Genomic DNA, 24,478 nt, shown 5'->3' on the forward strand with positions numbered 1-24,478 from the left:
CTTGGGTCAGGTCCTTGATTTCAGGCAGATTTGTTGCGGAGAAAACGATGGCTAGGCCGCCTCAGCCAGCGTATCTCAATCGTGCAGATAGATGACCCGCTTCAGCGTCTTGTCGTTCTGCACGCGGGCCTCGTGCATCTCGTGGTCGCCGGTGGCGCGCGCATTGGCCTCGGTGTCCTCGACCCAGTGTGTGCTTTCGATATGTTTTTGCAGCGCCCGCGCCGCCATCAACTGCCCGGGAAAGAAGGTGTCGACGATGTCGCCCGCTATCGGCACCGTGCCGGTGGCGGTGTCGATGGCCATATAGGCCCCCATCCGCGCCAGGGTCGCCGGCGTCGCCTTGGCCCGCACGGCTTGAAGCATCAGCCAGCCGCCGGTCCCGACCGTATAGGCCGTGCCGACGACCGGCACCCAGGTCAGCATGGCGTCCAGCCCCATGCCGAACGGGCCGATGCCGATGACCCGGTCCGACAGATTCTTCACGCCCTCGACATTGGACCAGATGTTCTCGATATCCCGGATCGACCGTCTGGCCATGTCGCCCTCCAAAGCGTCGCCTTAACGCTGGGCGAGGCTTCCTGTTCAATCCGAGAGATACGTCTTCGATGACCCTGATCAAGCTGGCGGCGAATGTGACGGCGAGCGCCCTGCTGCTGGGCTTGGCGGCTTTCGGCGCAGCGGCGCTCAGCGGCATCGGCCATCGCTGGGTGGATATCTTGGCGCAGTTCACATCGCCGGTATTGCTGGCTGCCGTCGGCGTGACCGTGGCGTGTCTGCTCTTTCGCCTATGGCCGGCCTCGATCGTCGGTGGACTGGCGTGTGTGGTGCTGGCCCTGTCGGTCTGGCCGCAATGGACGCCGGCGAAGGGCGTGCCCGTTCCCGATCAGCCGATCGTGCGGGTCTATTCGGCCAATCTGTATGTGTTCAACACCGATGTCGCAGCCATGCGCCGGTCCATCGCGGCCGCCGACGCCGACATCCTGGTGCTGGTCGAGTTGGGGCAGGCGCCGGCGTCGCGGCTGGACCAGTTGCTGCCGGACTATCCGCATCGCGTCCTGATCGGCCAGGCGCGCGCCGGCGACCACGCGCGCTCGATCATCGCTTCGCGCTATCCGATCCTGCAAGGGCTGCCCGAGCGTCCCGACGGCCTCAGCGCCGTGGGCGCGACGGTCCAGACGCCCATCGGCCCGATCAACGTCTTCGGCGTCCACCTGACGCGGCCCTGGCCCTATCAATATCAGTGGGGTCAGATCAGCCAGGTCATGGCCTTGGCCGAGCGGATGAAGGCCGCGCCAGACCATCCCGTCATCGCCGCCGGGGATTTCAACAGCGTCTCCAGCGCCCGCATCGGCAAACAAATCCAGTCCGACCTGGGCCTGATCCCTGCGCCCGGCTGGCCCGGCACCTGGCCCAGTCAGATCCCCGCCTTCGCCGGCATCACCATCGACCAGGTCTATCGTTCGCCGGATCTGGCCCTGATCACGCGCCGCCTGGGCGAGCCGACGGGATCCGATCACCGCCCCGTCGTCACCGAGTTCACCCGCGCTCAGCCGCCGCGATAAGGGTCTTCAGCCGCCCCTCATGCCCCTCGCCAGGGAAGTCGTCAGCGACCCAACCGTCCTCGAACGCCTTCAACACCCGCCCTGTCTCCGGCCCTGGCTTCAGGCCCAGACGCGCCAGATCGCGCCCCCCGACCGGCATCTTGGGCGGCGTCCAGTCGGCAATCAGAGCCCGCAACCGCGCGCCGTCGCCCCCTCCGGCCGCCTGGGCGCGCATCAGCCGATCCTCGAACGTCCTGCGCCCCAGCCTATAGATCGCCGCGCGCGCCTCGGCGTCGCTCATGGTCGGCCAAACGGCAGGCCCATCCGCGACCGCCGCCGCCAACCGATCTCGCACCGCGTTCGACAATCTCAAACCACCTGCGAGCTCTGTCACCCCCGCCGCATCTGCGGGCAGCAAGGCCGACAACCGCATCACCGGATCGTCAGTCAGGTCACACATCGCCTTGAACAGCGCCAGCGGCTGGGCCTGCGGCAGCACCTGGGCCAGCACGCCGGTCTCGGCCATCGCCCGCACCGCCGCACGCGGGTCGGGCGCCGCCAGCAGTTTCAACACCTCCTTGGACACCCGCTCGGCCGACAGCTGCGCCATGCCGCCCTTCAGCGCCGCACACGCCGCCAGCCCGACCGCGTCCGGCTCCCCCCGCCCATACCAGGCGTAGAACCGGAAGAAGCGCAGGATGCGTAAGTAGTCCTCGCGGATGCGCGTCTCCGCCTCGCCGACGAAAACGATGCGTCCCGCCGCCGCATCCTCCAACCCGCCGCCGGTCGGATCGAACACCGTCCCTGCCGCATCGGCGTAAAGGGCGTTCAGCCGGAAATCCCGCCGCGCCGCGTCCTCGGCCCAGTCCTCGGTGAAGGCGACCACCGCGCGGCGTCCATCCGTCTCCACATCGCGACGCAGGGTCGTGATCTCATAGGGCCGCCGCTCCGACACACCCGTCACCGTGCCGTGCTCGACGCCCGTTGGCACGGCCTTCAACCCCGCCGCCTGCAGCGCCGCCATGGTCCGTTCGGGCCGCAAGCGCGTGGCGATGTCGATGTCGTCGACCGGCTGGCCCAACAGACTATTCCTCACACAGCCGCCCACGAACCGCGCGCAGCCCGCACCGCCAGCCGCTTCCAGCGCCCGCATCACCGCCCGCGTCGCCTGGCTTTCCAGCCAGGGCTGTCCCTTCACAGAGACGCCCATGCCGCGTCCTCGTCGGCCGCCGACTCTGGCGCAGCCTCGTCGCCATAAAGCCGCACGTGCAGAGCCTTCAGTATCCCCGCCGTCACGCCCCAGATGTAGCGCTCGCCCCAAGGCATGGCCCAGAACCAGCGCCGCAACCCCTCATCCAGATCGTAAAAGTCGCGACGATGGTTGGCGGCGTCCATCAGAAAGTCCCAAGGCGTCTCGAACACCTCGGCGACCTCGTCCGGCGACGGCGTGGTGACCGGCGCCTCGCGCAACCAACCGATCACCGGCGTGACCAGAAATCCGGTCCCCGTCTCATAGGCGTCCGACAGGCCCAGCACCTCGACCGCCGACGGGTCCAGCGCCACCTCTTCGTCCGCTTCGCGCAGCGCCGCCTGAACTGCGGTCTCGCCGGGGTCGAGCCGACCGCCCGGGAAGGCGATCTGCCCCGTGTGCCGCGCCAGGGTGTCCGCGCGCCGCGTGAGCAGCACCGTCGCCCCCTCGGGCCGCGCCACGATGGAGATCAGCACCGCCGCCGGCCGAAGTTCCCTAGCCGTCCGTGTCGCCTGCGGGTTCAGGTCGAAGTCCGACCGCGCCGCGACCTGTTCAGGCCGCCACGTCTCGACCGGCGCCAGCCGATCGACCAGCCGGGCCTTCAAGGTCTCCAGGCTCACGTCACCGCGCCCAGCGAGAACACCTGGCCGCCCGACCGAACGACCAGGCGTCCGTCGACCTCTTGGGCCATCTCGACCATTTCATAGAAGACCGGCCGGGCGATCCGCGCCCACAGATCACCGCGCACACGGATGCGCGGCGCTGGCTCGCCCGTCGTCGGGTCGGTTTCGACGACGATGGGATCGGCTTCGCTTGCCGTAACCTCGTCTCCGACATCGGTGGTGAAAATCAGGACGTCGCCTTCCCTGCGCATCGCGACAGCCCGGAACGGCAGATCCTCGACGGTGATCTTCAGCTTTTCGACCGGCGTGACCAGGTGATAGCCGTCCGAATCCTTTCTCAGCACCGTCGAGAACAGCCGCACCAATTCCTTACGGCCAATAGGCGAGCCTTCGTGCATCCAGACGCCGTCCGCCCGGATGACGATATCGATGTCGCCGCAATGCTCGGGATGCCACAGGTGGACCGGCGGCAACCCCTTGCCGGGCGCCTGTTTGGCCGCCTCGGCGACAGCGTTCAGTCCTGACCTGGGATTATCCATCCCCCTGACTTAGGCCCCGCGAACCGTGCGGGAAAGGGTCAGCCGATGCGAACCGAACCCGAAACCTGATCTACCCCGGTCGCCAGCCACAGGACGCGGCGGCGATCCACAGGTCCGGGCAGCGTCGCCTCCGGCGCAGGGACAAATCCGAACCGCTCGAAATAGGCCGCGTCCCCGACCAGCAGCACGCCGCCGATGTCCAGCGTCCGTGCCTGACCCACGCACGCCTGAACCAGTTCGGCGCCCAGACCTTCGCTCCGGCGGCCGGCGTCCACCGCGATCGGTCCCAAAAACAAAGCCGAGGTGTCTCCGACCACGACCGGCCATAGCCGCACCGAGCCCACCACGTCCCCGTCGCGCTTCACGACAAAGCCGGCGCTTGGTTGCGAGCCTTCACGCAGACGCTCGGCCGTCTTGGCGAACCGGCCCGGCCCGAAGGCGGCCATGACCAGCGCATCCACGCCTTCGGCGTCGGCCGGGCTCTCGGCTTCAATACGGCTTACGGCCGGAGGTATGGAAAGGGCGTGCGACATCGGCGCGCGCACCTAGAATCAAAGGTGCGCCAAATCAAGGCAAGGCCTCGTGACGGCCGTTTAACCCGCCTTGGAAAAGTCCGGCGCCCGCTTTTGCGTAAAGGCCATGAAGGCCTCGATCGCCTCGGGACTGCGCATCTGCGAGCCGAAGGCTTCGCCCTCGCGCTGCATTAGTCCCCACAGACCTTCTGCGTCACGCATCAGCCGCTTGGTCTTGCGGATCGAGTTGGGCGCTCGGGCCGCCACCTTGGCCGCCAGTTCCGCCGCGGTCGCCTCGACCTGATCGGCCGGGACCGCGCGATTGGCGATGCCCCAGGCCAGGGCCGTCCGGCCATCCAGCGGCTCGCCCAGCGCAAACAGTTCAAAGGCCCGCTGATGACCGATCACGGCCGGCAACAGCAGGCTGGACGCCGCCTCGGGCGCGAGGGCCAGATTGACGAAGGGCACGGAAAGCAGCGCGTCCTCGGCGACCACCACCAGGTCGCAGTGCAGCAGCATGGTCAGGCCGATCCCGACCGCCCGCCCCTTCACCGCCGCCACGGCCGGCTTGTCCAGATCCGCCAGCGCCTTCAGGAAACGAAACACCGGCATGTCGCCCGGCCCCGCCCCTTGCGAGCCCAAGGCGATGAAGTCCTGAATGTCGTTGCCGGCCGAGAAGCTGTCGCCCTCCGCGCGCAGCAGCAGCACCCGCACCGCATCGTCGGTCCGCGCCCGCTCCGTCGCCTCGGCCAGGGCCGAATACATGGCCTGGGTGATGGCGTTCTTCTTGTCGGCCCGTTCCAGGGTGACGGTCAGGACGCCGTCGGCCAGTTCGCTGCGGATATGTTCGCTCACGTCGTTTCCTCGTCCTGTGCGACGGCGCTCCACCAATCGACGCCGCTCTCGTCCCGCGTCCGCGTCGCGCGGCCGCGTCGTTCCAGATAGTTCAGGTGCGCCTGGGCTTCGCCCGTGGCCATGCCCAGCACCCCGTCCCCGACCGCCCGACCGAAAACGGCGGGAAAGCCGTCGATCACCCTAGACGGTTGACGCAACGTCCGCTCAAGCCGTTTCAGCGCGACCTCATGCCCCCGCTTCAGGGCGTCGAGCCGCGCATGAACGCCATAGAAGGGCTCGCCATGCGCCGGCAGGACGAACGCGCCCTCCGGCAACAGCGCCCTCAGCTTGTCCAACGAGTCCATCCAGTCGCCCAGCGGATCGGCCTCAGGCTCCGTCGGCCAGACCGAAACATTGGACGAAATGCGCGGCAGGATCTGATCCCCGGCGATGAAGACGTCGTCCGACCGCCGCCACAGGCAGACGTGCTCGGGGCTATGGCCCGACCCAACGACCACGCTCCAGTCGTCGCCGTCGATCTGAACGATGTCGCTGTCGGACAGTCGCAGATATCTACGCGGCATCGTCGCCACGCCCTTGCCGAACCCGCCGTAATCGGCCCGCCAGCGCGCGATCTGCTCATCGCTCCAGCCTGCGGCGCGATAGTATCGCTCGCCGTCCACCGGCGCATCGCCTGCCTCCTCGGCCATCAGCATCCTCGTGGTCACATACTCCAGTCGCGACATCAGCAACGGCGCGCCCGACCGCTCGCAAAGCCAGCCCGCCAGTCCGATGTGATCGGGATGCATATGGGTGCAGATCAGCCGCGTCACGGGCTTGCCGCCCAGCGCCGCATCCAACGCAGTCTCCCACGCCGCTACGGTCGCCGATGTCTTCAAACCCGTATCGACGACGACCCAGCCGTAGCCGTCCCGGATCGCATAAACATTCACATGATCCAGCTGAAACGGCAGGGCGAACCGCAGCCACAGCACGCCGCGCGCGACCTCGATCGCCTCGCCCGCACCGGGCACGGCGTCGAACGGATAGGTCAGCCCCCGCCCATCCTTCGCGGCCGTCGTCGGCGCCGTTCCATCAGCCAAGTCAGTCTCCAATCGAAACGCGCAGATACTTAGCCCGTGTCCCGTGCCGCCGTCCACACCCGCCTTGACCCCGCCCAAATACACCGCCACGAAGCAGCCATGCATTCAGAAACCCAAGGTGTTTCCATGAAGTCCCGCCTCGCCGCCGCCTTTGCGGCGCTTGTGTTCAGCGCCTTCGCCGTCGCGCCGGCCACGGCCCAAGAGCGCCAGCAACCTCGCAACAGCGGCGACGAAGCCGCCGTAACCCAGGGCACATCCCGCGCTGCCGCCGGCCGCCAACGCCGCGAACGCGCGCCTGCCCCGCCGACGCCCGAGCAAATCCTGGCTGCCGCCCAGGCGCAGATGGCTCTGACGACCACGGGCTGTCAGGTCAGCGAGGCCAAGCTCCTCGGCAAGACTGCAGCCGACACGACGGTCTATGAAGTCGCCTGCGGAACCGCACCGGGCTACATCGTCGAAACCAAGACCCCGCCCGAAGCCAGCAGCTGCATCATTCTGGCTCACTCCGCCGACGTCGCGCGCGCCGCCGATCCGACCGCATCGCCTGCCCAATGCACGCTGGCGGCCAACACAGACATTCAGAAGTTCCTTCGACAATACGCCAAGGACGCGGGCGTTGCTTGCACCGTTGATCAGGCGAAGCTGCGCGGACAGTCCAGCGACGGCGCAGTCGTCTATGAGGTGGGCTGCTCAGACGGGCCTGGCTACTGGATCAAGCAGCAGGCTGCGACCTGGACGAAAACACCCTGCATCCAGGTCCTTGCAGAGCGCGGCACTTGCGACTTCACCACGACCGCCGAGAACGCCGCCTTCGTGAAGACGCTTCTGGCCGGTTCGGAAGCCGCCTCGTGCAACGTGACCGAAGCTCGCCTGATGGGCCAGAACGCTAACGGCATGTTCTACGAAGCCAAGTGCGACGGAGCTGATGGCGTGATCGCCCGCGTGAACGCCGAAAACGCAGTCCAGCAAATCTATCCTTGCGCAACGGCGCAGCAGATCGGCGGGGGCTGCAAGCTGACGACGGCGCCGGCCGCTGCCCCCGCTCCGGCCGGCGGTCGTCCGTAAGCGACCCTTTAGACCAGACGAAGGGGCCGTCGGAGCGATCCGGCGGCCCTTTTCTCTTGCGCCCTCTTTTCCAAAACCGAGACGCAGCCTAGCGTCGCCCTCATGCGCATCGCCACTTGGAACGTGAACTCCGTCAACGCCCGCCTGCCCACCGTCCTGGCGTGGCTGGAGCAGGCCGCCCCCGACGTCGCCTGTTTCCAGGAGATCAAATGCGTGGACGAGAAGTTCCCGCGCGAGGCCTTCGAGAGCCTCGGCTACAACGTCGAGACTCACGGCCAGAAGAGCTATAACGGCGTCGCCCTGCTGTCGAAATACCCATTGTCCGACATCCGACGCGGCCTGCCTGGCGACGAGACGGACGAACAGGCGCGCTATATCGAGGCCTTGGTCGAGGCGCCCCGGCCCATTCGTGTCGGGGCCCTCTATCTGCCAAACGGCAATCCGATCGCGACCGAGAAGTTCGATTACAAGCTGGCCTGGTTCGACCGGTTGAACCGCCATGCCGAGGATCTGCTGGCGTTCGAGGAGCCGCTGGCCCTGTGCGGCGACTACAACGTCATCCCCGAGGCGGAGGACGCCAAAACCCCGGCCGCCTGGACCGACGACGCCCTGTTCCAGCCGCAGAGCCGCCAGGCATTCCGCGCGCTCAAGAACCTGGGACTGGCCGACGCGCACGAGATCGGCGGCGAACCCGCTGGCACCTACACGTTTTGGGACTATCAGGCCGGCGCCTGGCAGCGTGATCACGGAATCCGCATCGACTTCGCCCTGCTGTCGCCCCAGGCCGCGGACCGGTTACGTGGGATCGAGACCCACCGCGACGCCCGCGACATGGACAAACCCAGCGACCACGTCCCCGTGGTGGTCGATCTCGATCTGGAGGCCTGACGACCATGGCCGACGTCTTGCGGGTGGTGTTGCTGATCGCCCTCGCGGCGGCCCTGCTGACGACCCTGGCCCTGGCGCTTTCGTGGTGGATGGAGCCGCCGCGCCGCCTTCACCGCGCCATGCTCAAAACCCTGGGCGCCGCGCCGGAGGTCGAGGCCGTGTCGCCGGGCGAAGGTCGGGCCTGCGCCCTGAATTTCGACGTCGAACAGGTTGTTGTACTGTGGGCCAACGGCGCCCATGGCCTGGTCTACGCCTTCGATGAGGTGGAGGGGGGCGAGATCATCGTCGATGGCCACGTCGTCGCCCGCATCCGCCGGGGCGAGGCGCGCAAGTCGCTGGACGTGCTGGCCCCCGACGCCGAACAGGTGGTGCTGCGGCTGATGTTCGCCGACGCCCGCCACCCGGAGTTCGAACTGGCGCTGTGGGACGCCGCCCTACCCGTCGAGACCGGCTCCCCTGGCGAGGCGCTTCGTCTCGGCCGCCGCTGGTTGTCGCATCTGGAAGCCCTGCTGAAGGGCTGAGACGGCGTATGGGCCTTTCAGTCGCCGCGATGCGGCGTTAGAAGCCCGGCTCACTCCTAACCGACACGCCTTTATCAGGGAGGCCGCCTTGGCCCGCCTTTTCGACGCCTATATCGTCGCTGACTGGACCGCCGCCGAAACCAAGAAGCTCGGCGACGCCTCGCTGTGGATCGGCGTGGCCAAGCGCGACGTGCGTTTCCGCCTCTATACCGAGACACACAACGTCGCGACCCGGGCCGAGGGCGAAGCCCTGCTGGCCTCGATCCTGGCGGATCACAGAAAGCGCGGCGACCGGGTGCTGGTCGGGCTGGACTTCAATTTCGGTTATCCCGTCGGCACGGCCGCGCGGCTGAAGTTGGACGGAACCCCGTGGCAAGCCATGTGGAAGTTCATCGCCTCCAACATCGTGGACAAGGCCGACAACACCAACAACCGCTATCAAGTCGCGGCCAAGATGAACCGGCTGATGACCGACGAGGCCTGGCCTCTGTGGGGCGCGCCGGCCAAACAGGCCCAGCGCTGGTTGACCACGACCAAACCCCCGGCAGGCTCCGGCGCCGACATCCCCGAGTTCCGCGCCACAGAAAACGCAGCCCGCAAGGGCCGGCTTCAGCCCAAGAGCGTTTGGCAAATGCATGGCGCCGGCGCCGTCGGTGGCCAAACTCTGGTCGGGATCCCGGCTGTGCGGCGACTGCTGGAAAGCCTCGGCCCGTCAGGCGCCGTCTGGCCCTACGGCACCGGCTGGCGCACCCTGACCCCCGATGATGTCGAGCCGCTGTCCGCTCTCTTCGTCGAGGTCTGGCCGTCGATCTTCGAGACCAGACTGCAGCCGGGCGAGTTCAAGGACCAGGCCCAGGTCCGCTCCACGGCCGAGGCCCTCGCTCGGATGGACGAGGTCGGCGACCTAGCCAAGGCGTTCGCCCCGCCCAAGGACGCCACGCCCGAGCTGATCGCCCAGGTCGAACAGGAAGAAGGCTGGATTCTGGGCGTCTAGAAAGTTTAGTCAGCCGATCAAGGCCCGCGCCGCTGCGCGGGCTTCATCGGTGATCTCGGCTCCCGACAGCATGCGCGCAATCTCTTCCTGACGGCGCTGGTCGTCCAGGGCGACGACGGTGGTGGTGGTCAGGCCGTCGCGATCGGCCTTCATCACCTTCCAGTGGGCGTGGCCGCGGGCGGCGACTTGGGGGCTGTGGGTCACGACAAGGACCTGAGCCCCGTTCGACAGGCGTTTCAGGCGCGAACCGACGGCCTCGGCCACTGCGCCGCCGACTCCCTGGTCGACCTCGTCGAAGATCATCACGGGCTGGCGCATGTCCTCACGGCTCGCCAGAGCGGCCTTCATCGCCAGGGCGAAACGCGCCAGTTCACCGCCTGAAGCGATGGCGTCCAGAGGGCCGAAGTCGGTTCCGGCGTTGGTGGCGATCTGGAAGCGCACCGTCTCGACGCCGTCCGGCCCACGCCGGCCCTCGATCGGTTCCAGCGCCACGCGGAACCGGGCGCGCTCCAGCTTCAGCGGGCCCAACTCGCCCATGACGGCGGCGGTCAGGCGTTCGGCGGCGGCTTCCCGCGCCGAGGTCAGGAAGGTGGCCGCCAGATCATAGTCTTCCGCCGCCTCGGCTGCCTTGCGCCCGGCGTTGGCCAGCGCCTCCTCGCCATCGTCGATCAGCCGCAGCTGCTCGCGCAGACGAATGCGCAGGATCGGCAGGGCGTCGACGGTGGTGTGCAGCTTGCGGGCGGCGGCGCGCAGGGCGAACAGACGCTCCTCGGCCTTGTCCAGACGGCCGGGCTCATAATCGAAGGCGTCGGCGGCGGCGTCCACGGCGGCAAGCGCTTCCGCCGCCTCGACCATGGTGCGGTCGATCGCCTCCACGGCGGCCGACAGTTTGACGATGACCGGATGATCGCCCTCGGCGCCCGCCTGCCCGGCGCGCTGACGCGCATGTTCGACGGCCCTCAGCGCCGCGCCCAGCTTCTGGCTCAGCTTGTCGCCGCCCAGTTGGGTGCGGGCGTCGCCCAGATCCGCGATGGCCTTTTCGGCAGCGCCCAGCAGGGCGCGTTCGCCCGCCAGTTCCGTTTCTTCGTCGGCGCGCGGATCCAGCGCATCCAGTTCGGAGAGGTTCAGGCTGATCTCTTCGCGCCGCGCATCGGCGTCCGCCGCCTGCGCCTTCAGCTCGGCCAGCCTGGCCTCGGCGGCCTTGAGTTTGGCGGAGGCTGAGGCGACCGCCGACAACTGCGGCTGCAGTCCGCCGTAGGCGTCCAGCGAGGCGCGGTGCGTTCGCCAGTCCAGCAGGCCCACCGTCTCATGCTGTCCGTGCACCTCGACCAGGGCCGCGCCGATCTCTCGCACGGCGGTCACACCGGCCGGCTGATCGTTGACATAGGCTCGGCTGCGACCGCCTGCGCCCAAGACGCGCCGCAGGATCAGCTCCTCGCCCGGCTGAACCTCGAACCCCTTGCCAGCGATCAGGGCCAGCAAATCGGGATCGTCGGGAGCCGAAAACACGGCGGTGGCGACGGCCTGTTTGGCGCCATTGCGCACTAGGCCTGCGTCGCCGCGCCCGCCCAAAGCCAGGCCGAGCGCGTCCAGAATGATCGACTTGCCGGCTCCGGTTTCGCCGGTCAGCACGGTCAGGCCGTTCTCGACCTCAAGATCAAGCACGTCCACCAGGACGACGTCACGAATGGAAAGGGCGGTCAGCATCGCGTCAGGCGCCGGCGGAACGAATCATGACCGACAGAATCCCGATCCCCGCCGGATTGCACAAGCCGTCGCGTGATCAGCCCGGAATGATCCGCTGCAGCCAGCTTTCGCGCTTGCCCTCGGGCGCCTTGTCCGGCGTCTGGCCGTTTTCGGTCAGCAGCGCATAGGCCTCGGCGTACCAGGGGCTGCCCGGATAGTTGTAGCCCAGCACCGCGCCGTTACGCGTCGCCTCTTCCTTCAGACCCAGCTGAAGGTTGACCTCGACCAGACGATACAGGGCTTCAGGCGTGTGCGAGGTGCGCTGGAAGTCCGGGTTGGCGATCACGGCCTTGTAGCGGTTCAGGGCCGCCAGCGGCTGGTTGGCGCGCTGATAGTAGCGGCCGATGTTCATTTCCTTGCCGGCCAGCTGGTCGTTGACCATGTCGATCTTGACGGCGGCGTCCGACGCATAGGGCGTGCCCGGATAGCGGCGCGAGACATCCTTCAGACCGGCCAGGGCGGCGGTGGCGTAACCCTGGTCACGACCGACGTCGGTGATCTGCTCGAAGTTGCAGACCGCCTTCATGTAGAAGGCGTAGGCGGCCGACGGATTGCCGGGGAACAGCTGGATGAACCGGTCGGCCGCCGCGATGGCGTCGGCATAGGAGTTGTTCTGATAGTAGGCGTAGATCTGCATCAGGATCGAACGACGCGCCCAGTCCGAATAGGGGTGCTGGCGTTCGACTTCCTGGAAATAATCGACGGCGTCGGACCAGCGGCGCTGCTGCAGCCGATCATAGCCGGTGTTGTACAGCGCCTCGACCGGCCGTTCCTCATAGGCCAGCTTGGGACGCTTGGTGCCCGAGCAGCCTGAAATCGTCACTGCGGCGAGCGCCGCGGCCATCAGCACCATGCCGGAACGGAACTTAGAAGCGGACAAGGACGACCCCATGACGTGTGAAGGACGGCTCTGAAGCCGTTCCCCGGAAACCAACGCGGCGACCTCTAGCACCCGCGACCGAGCCGCGCCATGCCGAGGAAAACTCAGCATACGACTTGCCCTGCCCGGCTCCACTGGTAAAGAGCGCGCCAACCGACCGCCGTTCATGGGGGGCGGATGACGGCGAAAGGATGACCGGCCGATGAAGCTGCTCTCAGGCAACTCCAACCGCGCACTGTCCCAGGCGATCGCCGACCACCTGGATGCGCCCCTGACCAAGGCCCAGGTCAAGCGGTTCGCCGACAACGAGGTCTTCGCCATCATCGAGGAAAACGTCCGCGGCGAGGACGTCTTCATCCTACAGTCGACCTCCTATCCGGCCAACGACAACCTGATGGAGCTGCTGATCATCACCGACGCCCTGGTGCGGGCCTCGGCGAAGCGGATCACGGCCGTCATCCCCTATTTCGGCTATGCGCGTCAGGATCGTAAGACCGGCGGCCGCACGCCGATCTCGGCCAAGCTGGTGGCCAATCTGATCACCCGCGCCGGCGCCGACCGCGTCCTGACGATGGATTTGCACGCCGGCCAGATCCAGGGCTTCTTCGATATTCCGACCGACAATCTGGTCGCGACCCCCGTGCTGGCGCAGGACATCAAGGAAAACTACGCCCGCGGCGACGACCTGATGATCGTCTCGCCCGACGTCGGCGGCGTGGTGCGCGCCCGCGCCCTGGCCAGCCGTCTGGACGCCGATCTCGCCATCGTCGACAAGCGCCGGCCCAAGGCCGGCGAGAGCGAGGTCATGAACATCATCGGCGACGTTCAGGGCCGCCGCTGCATCCTGTTCGACGACATCGTCGATTCGGGCGGCACACTGGTCAACGCCGCCAAGGCCCTGATCGACCAGGGCGCGACGGAGGTTTCGGCCTATATCAGCCACGGCGTCCTGTCCGGCCCCGCCGTCCAGCGCATCACCGACGGCCCGCTGAAGGAGCTGGTGATCACCAACTCCATCGAGCAACCCCACGAAGTTTTGAACTGCCCGAAAATCCGAGCGGTTTCCGTGGCTCCGCTGGTCGGAGAGGCTATCCGACGGATCGCGAACGAAGAATCGGTTTCGAAACTGTTCGATTAACCTTCGGATAACCATAAGGCCCGCCTTATAAGCGCCAACAGTGTTGGCGCTTTTGCGCGCGTGATCGCCTGAGGAAGTCTCCATGAAAACGGCCCCACTGAGCCGCGGCCTGTCGGCCGCCGCCCTCGCCGCCGCTGTCCTGCTCGCCAGCTGTGAGAGCGGACCTTCGAAGGCCGAGCTGGAAGCTCAGCGTCTGGCCGCCGAACTGGCTGCCCGCAAGCCGCCCCCCGTGTCCCTCAACCAGGGCGTTGCGGACGCCGCCGCGATCTACGTCGCTTACTTGCGCGAAGCCCAGACGATCCAGCCGGGCGGCTTCCCCGATGCGGAATCGATCCAGGCCGCCCTGCGCAAGGGTTCGGCCTATGACGCCGACCAGTTGTCGCGCGGCCTGATCGCTTACGGCGCCATCATCGCCCTGCAGTCGCCAGAGTTCGTCGCCGGCGTGCAGCAGTATGCGATCGACCCGGCGCAACGTCAGCGCATGGTGGCCCAGATCGTCGCCGATCCGGCCTACGCCGCCACCCTGCCCGGCGCCGACGCGGCCGCCGGCCTGATCTCGGCGACGGTCGGCAAGGACGCCATCGCCATGCGCGCCATCGCCGAGGCGATCGAGCAGGACGCCTACACCATCCAGGGTCGCAGCGATCCTCGCCGCCGCTGGGCCATTACGCCGATCCCGAACCGCGAAGTGCGGCTGGAAAGCGCAAAGACCTTGTCCGCTGCAAAGATGCTGCCGTCGCCGGAGGAATCGAGCCGCCTGTTCGCCGCCGCCAACAGCGGCACGGGACTGGGGCTGGAGCCGTCGCGCAAGGGCCCGCCCTACACCCCCGCCGTCGTCCGCTCTCTGGCCATCGCGGCTCTGGGCGCGCTCGGCGCCGGCGGCGACGAGGCCCGGGTCAACACCGAGGCCCTGACGCACGAGCCGAACAGCGAGTTCTGCATGGATATGTCCAAGCTGATGCTGTTCCAGTGCCTGGCCGCCTCGCGCCCCAGCTATGAGGACATCTTCTGCCTGGGCCGCCACATCACCCGCGACCTGGCGACCTGCACCACCGAGGCGACGCAGATCACCACCATCGTCGTCGGCGATCCTCAAGAAACCGGCGCCGCGCCGGTGCGCACGCCCATCTCGGTCACCGTCCCGCAAGCGACGCCTATTCCGACCCCGGCGGTTGCGACCACCCATTCGCTGAACACCGGCCCGACGACGCGCTAGGTCTTTCTGCCCAGATCGACAAAAGGCCCGCTCCGAGCGATCGGAGCGGGCCCTTTTCTTGAGCGGACGGTCTATTCGTAGCCGTGCGCCGCCTCGTTGATGACCTGTAACGGCATGGACGAGAAGTCCACGGCGACGGGCGTCGCGGTCTTGGCCTGATAGGTCCGAAGCACGTGCGTCAGACGACGACGCACCTCACGTTCGGCCTCCGTGCCGGTGTCGAGCGCCAGGGGCGCCAGGCAGAAGTCGATGATGGCTTCGGTTCGGGTCAGCGGTTCCATTTGCGGGTTCCTTTCCGGGTTAAGCCGCGTGGGTGAACTGGGCGGTCTCGGTCGAGTCCTTCAGCGCCGTCGTCGAGGACGTGCCGTTGGAGATGACCGTGGCGACCTGGTCGAAATAGCCGGTGCCGACTTCGCGCTGGTGACGCGTGGCGGTGTAGCCGATGGCCTCGTTGGCGAACTCGCGCTGTTGCAGCTCCGAATAGGCCGCCATGCCGCGATCGCGATAACCGTCCGCCAGCTCGAACATGGAGTTGTTCAGGCTGTGGAAGCCGGCCAGGGTCACGAACTGGAACTTGTAGCCCATGGCCCCCAGCTCGCGCTGGAACTTGGCGATGGTGGCGTCGTCCAGCTTGGCCTTCCAGTTGAAGGACGGCGAGCAGTTATAGGCCATCAGCTTGCCCGGATGCGCCTTCTGGATGGCTTCTGCGAACTTCTTGGCGTCGTCCAGATCCGGATTCGACGTCTCCCACCACAGCAGGTCGGCGATATTGGCGTAGGACAAGCCCCGCGCGATGCAGTGGTCCAGACCCGTGCCTTCCTTCAGGCGGAAGAAGCCCTCAGGGGTGCGGTTGTCCCGGTCGATGAAGGGCTGGTCCCGCTCGTCGATGTCGGAGGTGATCAGTTGCGCGCTCTCGGCGTCGGTTCGGGCGACCGTGATGGTCGGGGTGCCCATGACGTCGGCGGCCAGACGCGCGGCGACCAGATTGCGCTCATGCGCCTGGGTCGGGATCAGAACCTTGCCGCCCAAGTGGCCGCACTTCTTCTCGGACGCCAGCTGGTCCTCGAAGTGAACGCCGGCCGCGCCCGCCTCGATGAAGGCCTTCATGATCTCGAAGCTGTTCAGCGGCCCGCCGAAACCAGCTTCCGCGTCGGCGACGATGGGAACGAACCAGTCGCGCCTGGCGCCGCCCTCGGCATGTTCGATCTGATCGGCGCGTTGCAGGGTGCGGTTGATGCGGCGGCACAGTTCCGGCGCGGCGTTGGCCGGGTACAGCGACTGGTCGGGATACATGGCGCCGGCCGTATTGGCGTCCGCCGCGACCTGCCAGCCTGACAGATAGATGGCCTTCAGGCCCGCGCGGACCATCTGCATGGCCTGGTTTCCGGTGACGGCGCCCAACGCATTGATGAAGGGCTCGTCGTGCAGCAACTGCCACAGGCGGTTGGCGCCACGCTCGGCCAGCGTATGGGTGATCGGCACCGAGCCGCGCAGGCGCAGGACGTCTTCAGGCGTGTAGGGGCGCTCGATGCCGTCGAAACGGCCGGCGGGCGAAGGCACCAGATCGGCGAAGGTGGTCATGGTCGAACTCGGTCTCTGAAGGGCGCGGCCGCAGCCGCCGTCTCAGGGACAAGAACACGCGCCGGTCAAAACTGATACAGACTCAACCCCGTCAACAAAGTCATCTTGTCACATTATGACTTTGCCTATTCAGTCACGTTGTGACATCATTCGACGATGAACGCCGCCGCTGATCGCAAACTGTTTCTGGGCGCCCGGCTCAAGCGGCTGCGGCGCGATCTCGGCCTGACTCAGACCGCCATGGCCGCCGATCTGGACGTTTCTCCAAGTTATCTCAATCACATAGAGCGTAACCAGCGCCCGGTCTCAGCCCAGCTGCTGCTGCGATTGGCGGACACCTATGACGTCGATCTGCGCGCGCTGAACCAGGGTGGCGCGGCGGACGAGGCGCGTCTCACGGAGATCCTGACCGATCCCCTGTTCAAGGGTCTGTCCGCGCCACGGCATGAACTGGTGCAATTGCTGGAAGAGGCGCCCGGCGTGGCCGACGCCCTGCTGCGCCTCTATCAGGCCTTCGACGACGGTCGCACGCGCGCCCGCGCTGCGGCCGAGACGGGCGAAAGCCCGATCGAGACCAGCCCCGCCGAATGGGTGCGCGAATACATCCAGTCGCGCGGCAACCATTTTCCCGAACTGGACCAGATGGGCGAGGCCCTGTCCGACGCCCTGTCCGCCGAGGCGCCCGCCCACGCCGACGGCTTCGAACCCGCCGCCCGCCATCGGCTGGCGGCCAAACACGATCTGGGCGTCCGCACTCTGCCGGCAGAGGTCATGGTGGAGTGGACCCGCCGCTACGACCTGCACCGCCGCCGTCTGCTGCTGTCGGAAACCCTGGGGCCGTCCTCGCGCGCCTTCGCCATCGCCTATCAACTGGCCCTGGCCGAGCAAGGGCCGGCGCTCAACGCGCTGGCGGAGACCGCCGGCGCCCCGGACGGACCGACACGCTCCCTGCTTAAGGTCGCCCTGACCAACACCCTCGCCGCCGCGACCCTGATGCCCTACGCCGCCTTCCAGCGGGCGGCGGAGGAGACCCGCTATGACCTGGCCCGGCTCCAGGCCCGGTTCGGCGTCAGCTACGAACAGGCCGCCCACCGCCTGACCACCCTGTCACGTCCCACGGCGCGCGGCGTGCCCTTCTTCCTGATGCGGGTCGATCAGGCGGGCAATATCTCCAAACGCTATGCGGCCGGCGCCTTTCCCTTCTCGCGCTTCGGCGGCGCCTGCCCGCGCTGGCGGCTGCATTCGGCCTTCCGCACGCCCGGCCGCATCGTCACCCAGATCATCGAGACTCCAGACGGCGGCCGCTGGTTCACCTTCGCCCGCACGGTCGAGCGGCAAGGCCACGACGGCTATGACGAGCGCCACGACCTCGCCGTCGGCCTGGGGTGCGAACTGCGTCATGCGCATCGTCTGGCCTACGCGCACGGCATCGACCTGCAGAACCCCGAGGTCACGCCCATCGGCCCGGCCTGCCGCCTGTGTCACCGTCACCCCTGCGCCGAACGCGCCGCCGCACCCATCGACCGCCCGCTGGCGGTCGATGACTGGTCCAAGTCCGTCAGCCCCTATCCGTTCGGCGCGGCCTGAGGCCTAGCGCCTCTGATCGGCCGTGCGGTCGCGAATGGCGTTGAACTCGGCCGTCGGCTTCCACGCGGGCCAGCTCTCGCTGTCGGCCACCGTCAGCCCCAGCCGATACAACAGGTCCAGGTTCTGCAAGGCGGCCGTGAAATCATAGTCGGCCCGCCATTCGTCGGTCAGCTTGTGATAATATTTGGCCATCGCGCCCTCGTAATAGGGCTTGCCCGCCTCGATCCCGCCCTCGACGAAATCGCGGCCCGTCCAGGGCATCAGGGCCGGCACCCCGCCGGCCGCGAAGTTGAAATGGTCGGAGCGGTAGTAGAAGCCTTCCTCCGGATAGCCGTCGCCCGTCACCACCCGTCCCTGCACGGCCGCGAATCGGCCCAGGATGTCCTCGAGCTCGGACTTGCCGACGCCGAACACCGCCACGTCGCGCGTCGCCGGCGTGATGGGCAGCATGTCGATGTTGATGTCGGCCGCCGTCTTGGCCAGCGGATAGACCGGATCGGCGGCATAGGCCTCCGACCCCAGCAGCCCCTGCTCTTCGGCCGTGACGTGCAGGAAGACCACGGTGCGCTTCGGCGCCGGTCCGGCCTTGAACGCCCGCGCCATCTCGATCAGACCGGCCGTCCCCGACGCATTGTCCCAGGCGCCGTTGAAGATGTCGTCGCCCTCGGCGTTCGGGGTCCGGGCCTTGCCGACGTGGTCCCAGTGGGCGGAATAGAAGACGTATTCGTCAGCCCGCTCGGCGCCGGGAATCTTGGCCAGCAGGTTGTTGGAGTGGATGACCTCGGTCGTCTCGGCGATATCGACGCTGAGCCGTGCGCCCAGATCGATCGCTCCGCCCAAGGCGGTTGTCTTCGCTCGCTCGACGGCGGCTTCCAGGGCCGCGCCGCCGATCGCTGTCGCCGTGGCCATGTTCATCGATCCGCTGAATCGCGGGTCCTGCGCGCCCTTGAGCGTCATCTGCGGCCGGGTCGCCCCGCCCACGGCGCGACGCCAGCGGTTGTCTTGGTCCTGAAGCGTGATGACGCCCACGGCTCCCCGCTTCAACGCCTCTTGGGTCTTGTGCGTGGTCGAGCCGTAGAAGTTCGGATCCTCGCCCATGACCGTCGGCTGGCCGCGCAGAATGACCACGACCTTGCCGGTCAGATCCGCATTGCCATAGTCGTCCCAGGTCGGCCCCGAAATGCCGTAACCGGCGAAGACCATCGGCGCACCCTCGACCTTTACAATCGGCTCGGCCGACCCGGCGCGCAGGGTGATGTCCGTCCCCGACACCAGCGTATGCGCCATGCCGTCCGCCCCGGTCCAGGCCGCCGTCGGCGCCCGCTCTGGCGTGAACCGGACCAGATCGACAGGCTGCAGCCATGATCCGTCGCGCCCGCCCGGCTCCAGTCCCATCGCCTCATACTGCGCCTGCAGATAGGCCAGGGTCAGCCGTTCGCCGATCAGGCCGGGGAACCGGCCCTCCAACTCGTCCGACGCCAGATATTTGATGTGGTCCGACAGGCGCTGGGCGCTGAACTGAGGCGTCGCGGCTGAGGCGACGGCGAAGGCGTCCAGCTTGGGCGCCGGAGATGCGACCGGCGTCGTCGCGCAGGCGGCGAGCGCTAGCGCCGCGAGGGCGACGAGGGGTGAACGGCGATGGATCATTGCATTTACTCGACAGGCGGAATGGCAAAAGGGGCGGAGATTCCTCCCCGCCCCATCTCGATATGTAAAAAGACTAGCGACGTTCGGACGCTGTCGTCGCGCGCACCGGCGCGAACTCCGAACCCGACTTCCACTGCGGCCAGTCGCGACCGTTCGCCAAGGCGCGACCGACATCGTAGAAGACGGTCAGATCCTCGATCATGCCGCTGTAGTCCCAGTCGGGCGACCACTCATCCGCCGCCTGGTGATAGCGTTTGGCGCCGTATTCCGACCGCGCCGCCTCGCGCGCGGCGATCGGTTCGTCGCGGAAATCGCCCCGGCTGCCGGCATAGGCCATCGGCACGCCACGCTTGGCCAGCGGGAAGTGGTCCGAACGGTAATAGGTGCCGGCCGCATTCTCGTAATCCGGGACCAGCGATCGCCCTTGCGGCTGGACCGCCGCCGCCAGACGTTCGTCGAAGTCCGACTGGCCATATCCGGTGACGCCCAGCCCCGTAACGCGGCCATAGACGTTCATGGAGTCCATGTTGAACCCGCCCACCGTCTTGGCCAGCGGATAGACCGGGTTCACCGCATAGTATTCCGAGCCCAGCAGGCCGCTTTCCTCGCCGGTGAAGCTGATCATCACAATCGAGCGTTCGGTGCGCGGCGCGCGACCGAACATGCGCGCCAGCTCCAGCAGACCCGCTGTGCCCGAGGCGTTGTCCACCGCCCCGTTGAAGATGCGGTCGCCGGTCGCATCCGGCTCGCCCATGCCGATGTGATCCCAGTGGGCCGTATAGAGGATCGTCTCGTCCGGATGGGTCGTGCCCGGCAGGCGGGCGATGACATTGTGGCTGGTGACCTGATTGGTGGCCACGTCGAACTCGGTCGAGAAGGATGCGCCGGGCAAGGCGACGGGCTGGAAGTCGCGGCTGCGCGCCTGGACCTTCAGCGCCTCGAAATCCAGACCCGCGCGGCGGAACAGGTCGACCGCCACGTCACGCTGGATCCAGCCCTCCATCGGCACGCGTTCGGCCGCCGCATTCTGGCGCAGGATGTCGAACTGCGGCACGCCCCAGGAGTTGGCGACCGTCTGCCAGCCGTAAGACGCCGGCGCCGTCTCGTGCACGATCAGCACGCCCGCCGCCCCCTGTTTGGCCGCCTCTTCGTATTTGTAGGTCCAGCGGCCGTAATAGGTCATGGCCTTGCCGCCGAAGGTGTTCAGCGCCGGCTCCTCGAAGTCGGCGTCATTGACCAGCACGACCAGGATCTTGCCTCGCAGGTCCTGGCCCTTGAAGTCGTTCCATTGCCGCTCGGGCGCGTTGATGCCGTAGCCGACGAAGACCAGCGGCGCGTCCTTCAGACTGACGTGTTCGGCCGGGCGGCGGGTCGAGATGGCGACCTCGCCCCCTTGCGTCATCGGCAGAGTCCAGTCGCCCAGCTTTAGCGAGGCCCGCACATTGGACTGGGTGAAGCGGTTCAGGATCACATCCTGGGTCCACTGGCCGTTCGGCCCTCCCGGCTCGAACCCGGCGGCGGCGTAGCCTTCGCTCAGATAGCGGATGACCTTGTCCTCGGCCGGGGTGGCGATGCCCCTGCCCTCGAAGCTGTCGTCCGACAGCGTCTTGATGTCCTGCGAGATCCGCGCCGCATCGAAAGTCGGGACGGTGTGAACCGCAGCGGGATTGGACGCCGTGGCGCAGGCGGACAAGGCGGCGCTCGCCAGAAGAACGGCGGCGAAAGAAGAGACAAGACGCATGAACTGAAGGCCCCACAGCCGAAAACGATACACGACCCTAGGGGGCGAACTTCGCCCTGTCGATGCTGCGACCCGGACCTTTCGTCGCAAACGAAAAAGCCCGCCAAGGCGAACCTTGGCGGGCTTAAGACTTCGATCCGGCGACGACGCCCTTAGTGGGCGACGCCCTTCCAGATGCGGCGGTAGGCGACATAGGTGATGCCGGCGAACAGCAGCAGATAGATCATCACGCCCAAACCGGCCTGTTTGCGCTCGACCATCTTCGGCTCGGACGTCCAAGCGATGAAGGCCGCGACGTCCTTGGCGTACTGATCCACCGTTTGCGGCGAACCGTCGTCATAGGTGACCAGCCCGTCCTTGAGGGGCGGCGGCATGGCGATGAAGCCGCCCGGCGGAACGTGCTTGTGATCGCCGGTCCAGAACGGCGTCAGGTCCCCGGCCATATAGGGATTGTAGTGCTGCCCGTCGCGGATCTGCAGACCGGCCGGAGCCGCCTTGTAGCCCGACAGCAGCGAATAGATATAGTTCGCGCCGTCGTGGCGGGCCTTGGCCATGACCGAAAGGTCGGGCGGGGCTGCGCCGCCGTTGCCCGCCGCAGCCGCCGTGGCGTTCGGATAGGGGGCGCGGAACTTGTCGGCCGGCGTGGCGTCGCGCTGGATCGGCTCGCCGGTCTCGCTGTCGATGTCGCCAACCTGCACTTCCTTGGCCAGAGCCTTCACGACCGGGTTGTCGTTCGGGTTCGGATACTTCGGATTCCAAAACGGCCCATGACGGTCGCCCAGGTTCCGATAGTGCATCAGGTTCATGCTGTGACAGGCCGAGCAGACCTCATGATAGACCTTGTAGCCGCGTTGCAGCTGGCCCTGGTCATAGGTGCCGAAAGGCCCCTCGAAGCTGAACCCGCCCGAGCGCGGGTGGGCGGCGGCGCCCGACGCCATGGCGGGAGCGGCCGCGCTCAACAGACCCAGCGCGACGGCGGCCGAGGCGATGATCGTCTTGAACGACACGGTCTTCATTCCAATCGTCATGATTTTCAGACCTTGTGCTCGACGGCGCCGGCGCCGGTCAGGACCGGCTCGGAGATCGTCGCCGGGATCGGCAGCGGCTGCTCCTTCAACCCGACCAACGGCATGATGATCAGGAAGAAGACGAAGTAGTAGAGGGTGAAGACCCGCGTCAGCCACAGGTAGGAGTTCAGGTCGCCGTCGATCAGGGTGAAGGTCTTGAACGACCCGATCACCGGCGCGTCAGGCAGCTGACCACCGCACCAGCCCAGGCCCACGCCCACCACCAGGAAGATGATGAAGAAGGTCCGCATCGTCGGGCGATAGCGCATCGAGCGCACCTTGGACGTATCCAGCCAGGGCAGGACGAACAGCACGCCGATGGCGCTGAACATCGCCACCACGCCGCCGAACTTGTCCGGGATGGCGCGCAGGATCGCGTAGAAGGGCAGCATATACCACTCGGGGACGATGTGCGCCGGCGTCTGCAGCGGGTTGGCCGGGATGTAGTTGTCGGCGTGGCCCAGCGCGTTCGGCTGATAGAAGACGAAGATGGCGAACAGGATCAGGAACAGGATGATCGCAAAGCCGTCCTTGACCGTGAAATACGGGTGGAACGGCAGCGTGTCCTTCTTCTCGCGATCCTTCGGGATCAGGATGCCGACCGGGTTGTTCTGACCGGCGGAGTGCAGCGCCCAAAGGTGCAGCACGACGCAGCCCAGGATCGCGAACGGCAGCAGATAGTGCAGCGAGAAGAAGCGGTTCAGCGTCGCATTGTCGATCGCCGGGCCGCCGCGCAGCCAGATCAGGATCGGCTCGCCCAGCACCGGGATGGCGCCGATCAGGTTGGTGATGACTTCCGCGCCCCAGAACGACATCTGGCCCCACGGCAGGACGTAGCCCAGGAAGGCGGTGGCGATCATCAGGAAGAAGATCACGCAGCCGATGATCCAGATCATCTCGCGCGGCGCCTTGTACGAGCCGTAGTAGAGGCCGCGCAGCATGTGCAGATAGACGGCGATGAAGAACATCGACGCGCCGTTGGCGTGGACATAGCGGATCAGCCAGCCGCCGTTGACGTCGCGCATGATGCGCTCGACCGAGGCGAAGGCCAGGTCGACGTTCGGCGTATAGTGCATAGCCAGGACGATGCCGGTGACGATCTGCGTCATCAGGCACAGGGCCAGGATGCCGCCGAAGGTCCACCAGTAGTTCAGGTTCCGCGGCGTCGGCAGGGACATGTAGTCCGCGCCGAAACGGATGATCGGCAGCCGGGTGTCCAGCCACTTCTCGACGCCCGTCTTCGGGACGTAGGTGCTCTCGTGATCGCTCATGATTCCCCCTTGGTCCTCAGCCGATCTTGACGCGGGTGTCGGACAGATAATCGTATTCCGGCACCACCAGGTTCAGAGGCGCCGGCCCCTTACGAATGCGGCCGGAGGCGTCGTAGTGCGAGCCGTGGCAGGGGCAGAACCAGCCGCCGTAATCGCCCGCGCCGAAGGTCGGCACGCAGCCCAGGTGCGTGCACGAACCGATGACGACCAGATATTTCTCGTGACCCGGCTTGGTGCGCTCGGCGTCGGTCTGGGGCTGTTTCAGGTCCGGAGCGTGATCGTCCGCGATGACCCTCTGCAGCTCGGCCGGGGTGCGGTAACGCACGAACACCGGCTTGCCCTGCCATTTGATGACGACCTGCTGGCCTTCCTGAACCTTGGTCAGGTCGAACTCGATCGACGCCAGCGCCAGCGTATCGGCCGCCGGATTCATCTGGTTGATCAGCGGCCAGGCGATCATGGCGCCCGCGCCGACCGCTGCGGCGCCCGCCGCGATGTAGATAAAGTCCCGACGATTGGGATCACCGCCCTCAGGGCTGTGACCGTCTTCCGTATGCACGACCGATTCGGCCACGTTTCCACCTCTCGAACGCCGCAGAAGACCCCCAAGGGCGTCCCCAGCCACGGCACGAACCAACAAAAGACGCCGGGAATCCCCGACGGCCCGTGACTTGCGCCGCGTTGGACGCAAGCTGCTGACGTTTCTTGCGAAACGCTCGCAAACAGACCGCGACA

At 67.0% G+C, this 24,478-nt stretch carries 24 protein-coding genes; 8 read left to right on the forward strand and 16 right to left on the reverse strand.

Features of this window, described 5'->3' with window-relative positions:
* Positions 1 to 75 precede the first annotated feature (75 nt).
* The gene (locus E7T10_RS12590) at positions 76 to 537 is read right to left on the reverse strand and encodes a DUF4112 domain-containing protein (RefSeq protein ID WP_137722069.1); all 462 of its coding nucleotides are present in this window, start codon (positions 535 to 537) and stop codon (positions 76 to 78) included.
* Between the two features lie 68 nt (positions 538 to 605).
* On the opposite strand from E7T10_RS12590, the gene E7T10_RS12595 reads away from it, so the two are divergent.
* Positions 606 to 1,562, forward strand: coding sequence for an endonuclease/exonuclease/phosphatase family protein (locus E7T10_RS12595; protein ID WP_137722070.1), 957 nt, complete (start codon positions 606 to 608; stop codon positions 1,560 to 1,562).
* On the opposite strand, the gene E7T10_RS12600 is transcribed toward E7T10_RS12595, so the two are convergent.
* The 6 genes from E7T10_RS12600 to E7T10_RS12625 are packed head-to-tail and all read right to left on the reverse strand — an operon-like array spanning position 1,537 to position 6,401.
* Positions 1,537 to 2,751, reverse strand: a complete 1,215-nt coding sequence (locus E7T10_RS12600; protein WP_137722071.1) for a CCA tRNA nucleotidyltransferase — start codon at positions 2,749 to 2,751, stop codon at positions 1,537 to 1,539. The genes E7T10_RS12595 and E7T10_RS12600 overlap by 26 nt on opposite strands.
* The gene (locus tag E7T10_RS12605) at positions 2,736 to 3,410 is read right to left on the reverse strand and encodes a CoA pyrophosphatase (protein ID WP_137722072.1); all 675 of its coding nucleotides are present in this window, start codon (positions 3,408 to 3,410) and stop codon (positions 2,736 to 2,738) included. The genes E7T10_RS12600 and E7T10_RS12605 overlap by 16 nt, the downstream gene beginning before the upstream one ends.
* Positions 3,407 to 3,952 carry a DUF1285 domain-containing protein gene (locus tag E7T10_RS12610; protein ID WP_137722073.1) on the reverse strand — a complete coding sequence of 182 codons (546 nt, stop codon included), beginning with the start codon at positions 3,950 to 3,952 and terminating at the stop codon, positions 3,407 to 3,409. The genes E7T10_RS12605 and E7T10_RS12610 overlap by 4 nt, the downstream gene beginning before the upstream one ends.
* Positions 3,953 to 3,990: 38 nt before the next feature.
* Complete coding sequence (locus E7T10_RS12615) at positions 3,991 to 4,485, reverse strand: GNAT family N-acetyltransferase (RefSeq protein WP_137722074.1); 495 nt, start codon at positions 4,483 to 4,485, stop codon at positions 3,991 to 3,993.
* A gap of 60 nt (positions 4,486 to 4,545) precedes the next feature.
* On the reverse strand, positions 4,546 to 5,319 hold the full coding sequence (locus E7T10_RS12620; protein ID WP_137722075.1) for an enoyl-CoA hydratase: 774 nt from the start codon (positions 5,317 to 5,319) through the stop codon (positions 4,546 to 4,548).
* Positions 5,316 to 6,401 carry an MBL fold metallo-hydrolase gene (locus tag E7T10_RS12625; protein ID WP_137722076.1) on the reverse strand — a complete coding sequence of 362 codons (1,086 nt, stop codon included), beginning with the start codon at positions 6,399 to 6,401 and terminating at the stop codon, positions 5,316 to 5,318. Before E7T10_RS12625 ends, E7T10_RS12620 begins: the two co-directional genes overlap by 4 nt.
* A gap of 126 nt (positions 6,402 to 6,527) precedes the next feature.
* Between E7T10_RS12625 and E7T10_RS12630 the strand changes: the two genes are divergently transcribed.
* The 4 genes from E7T10_RS12630 (at position 6,528) to E7T10_RS12645 (ending at position 9,869) form a co-directional block, all read left to right on the forward strand.
* A complete protein-coding gene (locus E7T10_RS12630) occupies positions 6,528 to 7,466 on the forward strand; it encodes a hypothetical protein (protein ID WP_210416101.1) in 939 nt (312 codons plus the stop codon).
* A gap of 102 nt (positions 7,467 to 7,568) precedes the next feature.
* Positions 7,569 to 8,354: an exodeoxyribonuclease III gene (xth, locus tag E7T10_RS12635; protein WP_137722077.1), complete on the forward strand. Its 786-nt coding sequence runs from the start codon at positions 7,569 to 7,571 to the stop codon at positions 8,352 to 8,354.
* Positions 8,355 to 8,359: 5 nt separating this feature from the next.
* Positions 8,360 to 8,875, forward strand: a complete 516-nt coding sequence (locus E7T10_RS12640; RefSeq protein WP_137722078.1) for a hypothetical protein — start codon at positions 8,360 to 8,362, stop codon at positions 8,873 to 8,875.
* Positions 8,876 to 8,963: 88 nt separating this feature from the next.
* Complete coding sequence (locus tag E7T10_RS12645) at positions 8,964 to 9,869, forward strand: cobalamin biosynthesis protein CbiG (RefSeq protein ID WP_137722079.1); 906 nt, start codon at positions 8,964 to 8,966, stop codon at positions 9,867 to 9,869.
* Between the two features lie 9 nt (positions 9,870 to 9,878).
* Here E7T10_RS12645 and recN read toward each other — a convergent pair whose 3' ends face one another.
* Together recN and E7T10_RS12655 are read right to left on the reverse strand one after the other, a co-directional pair.
* Positions 9,879 to 11,576: a DNA repair protein RecN gene (recN, locus tag E7T10_RS12650; RefSeq protein ID WP_137722080.1), complete on the reverse strand. Its 1,698-nt coding sequence runs from the start codon at positions 11,574 to 11,576 to the stop codon at positions 9,879 to 9,881.
* A 76-nt stretch (positions 11,577 to 11,652) separates the two neighbouring features.
* Complete coding sequence (locus E7T10_RS12655) at positions 11,653 to 12,507, reverse strand: outer membrane protein assembly factor BamD (RefSeq protein ID WP_137722081.1); 855 nt, start codon at positions 12,505 to 12,507, stop codon at positions 11,653 to 11,655.
* A gap of 190 nt (positions 12,508 to 12,697) precedes the next feature.
* On the opposite strand from E7T10_RS12655, the gene E7T10_RS12660 reads away from it, so the two are divergent.
* Together E7T10_RS12660 and E7T10_RS12665 are read left to right on the forward strand one after the other, a co-directional pair.
* On the forward strand, positions 12,698 to 13,633 hold the full coding sequence (locus E7T10_RS12660) for a ribose-phosphate pyrophosphokinase (protein WP_017504159.1): 936 nt from the start codon (positions 12,698 to 12,700) through the stop codon (positions 13,631 to 13,633).
* Positions 13,634 to 13,715: 82 nt separating this feature from the next.
* A complete protein-coding gene (locus E7T10_RS12665; protein ID WP_137722082.1) occupies positions 13,716 to 14,849 on the forward strand; it encodes a hypothetical protein in 1,134 nt (377 codons plus the stop codon).
* 71 nt (positions 14,850 to 14,920) lie between these two features.
* On the opposite strand, the gene E7T10_RS12670 is transcribed toward E7T10_RS12665, so the two are convergent.
* Both E7T10_RS12670 and aceA read right to left on the reverse strand, forming a co-directional pair.
* Positions 14,921 to 15,130 (reverse strand): hypothetical protein, encoded by a 210-nt coding sequence (locus E7T10_RS12670; RefSeq protein WP_137722083.1) that lies wholly within the window; start codon positions 15,128 to 15,130, stop codon positions 14,921 to 14,923.
* A gap of 19 nt (positions 15,131 to 15,149) precedes the next feature.
* Entirely contained in the window at positions 15,150 to 16,430 is a 1,281-nt protein-coding gene (gene aceA / locus E7T10_RS12675) for an isocitrate lyase (protein ID WP_137722084.1), read from the reverse strand.
* A 156-nt stretch (positions 16,431 to 16,586) separates the two neighbouring features.
* Here aceA and E7T10_RS12680 point away from each other — a divergent pair, with 156 nt between their 5' ends.
* Positions 16,587 to 18,017: a short-chain fatty acyl-CoA regulator family protein gene (locus E7T10_RS12680; RefSeq protein ID WP_137722085.1), complete on the forward strand. Its 1,431-nt coding sequence runs from the start codon at positions 16,587 to 16,589 to the stop codon at positions 18,015 to 18,017.
* 3 nt (positions 18,018 to 18,020) lie between these two features.
* On the opposite strand, the gene E7T10_RS12685 is transcribed toward E7T10_RS12680, so the two are convergent.
* From E7T10_RS12685 to petA, 5 genes are all read right to left on the reverse strand, one after another.
* Positions 18,021 to 19,664, reverse strand: a complete 1,644-nt coding sequence (locus tag E7T10_RS12685) for a M28 family peptidase (protein ID WP_137722086.1) — start codon at positions 19,662 to 19,664, stop codon at positions 18,021 to 18,023.
* 73 nt (positions 19,665 to 19,737) lie between these two features.
* On the reverse strand, positions 19,738 to 21,405 hold the full coding sequence (locus E7T10_RS12690) for a M28 family metallopeptidase (RefSeq protein WP_137722087.1): 1,668 nt from the start codon (positions 21,403 to 21,405) through the stop codon (positions 19,738 to 19,740).
* Positions 21,406 to 21,557: 152 nt separating this feature from the next.
* Positions 21,558 to 22,421 carry a cytochrome c1 gene (locus tag E7T10_RS12695; protein WP_210416102.1) on the reverse strand — a complete coding sequence of 288 codons (864 nt, stop codon included), beginning with the start codon at positions 22,419 to 22,421 and terminating at the stop codon, positions 21,558 to 21,560.
* 17 nt (positions 22,422 to 22,438) lie between these two features.
* Positions 22,439 to 23,743, reverse strand: a complete 1,305-nt coding sequence (locus E7T10_RS12700; RefSeq protein WP_039245598.1) for a cytochrome b N-terminal domain-containing protein — start codon at positions 23,741 to 23,743, stop codon at positions 22,439 to 22,441.
* A gap of 16 nt (positions 23,744 to 23,759) precedes the next feature.
* Positions 23,760 to 24,317, reverse strand: a complete 558-nt coding sequence (petA, locus tag E7T10_RS12705) for a ubiquinol-cytochrome c reductase iron-sulfur subunit (protein ID WP_137722088.1) — start codon at positions 24,315 to 24,317, stop codon at positions 23,760 to 23,762.
* Positions 24,318 to 24,478 lie beyond the last annotated feature (161 nt).

Source organism: Brevundimonas sp. SGAir0440 (genome assembly GCF_005484585.1).
In the GTDB taxonomy this organism is placed as follows: Bacteria; Pseudomonadota; Alphaproteobacteria; order Caulobacterales; family Caulobacteraceae; genus Brevundimonas.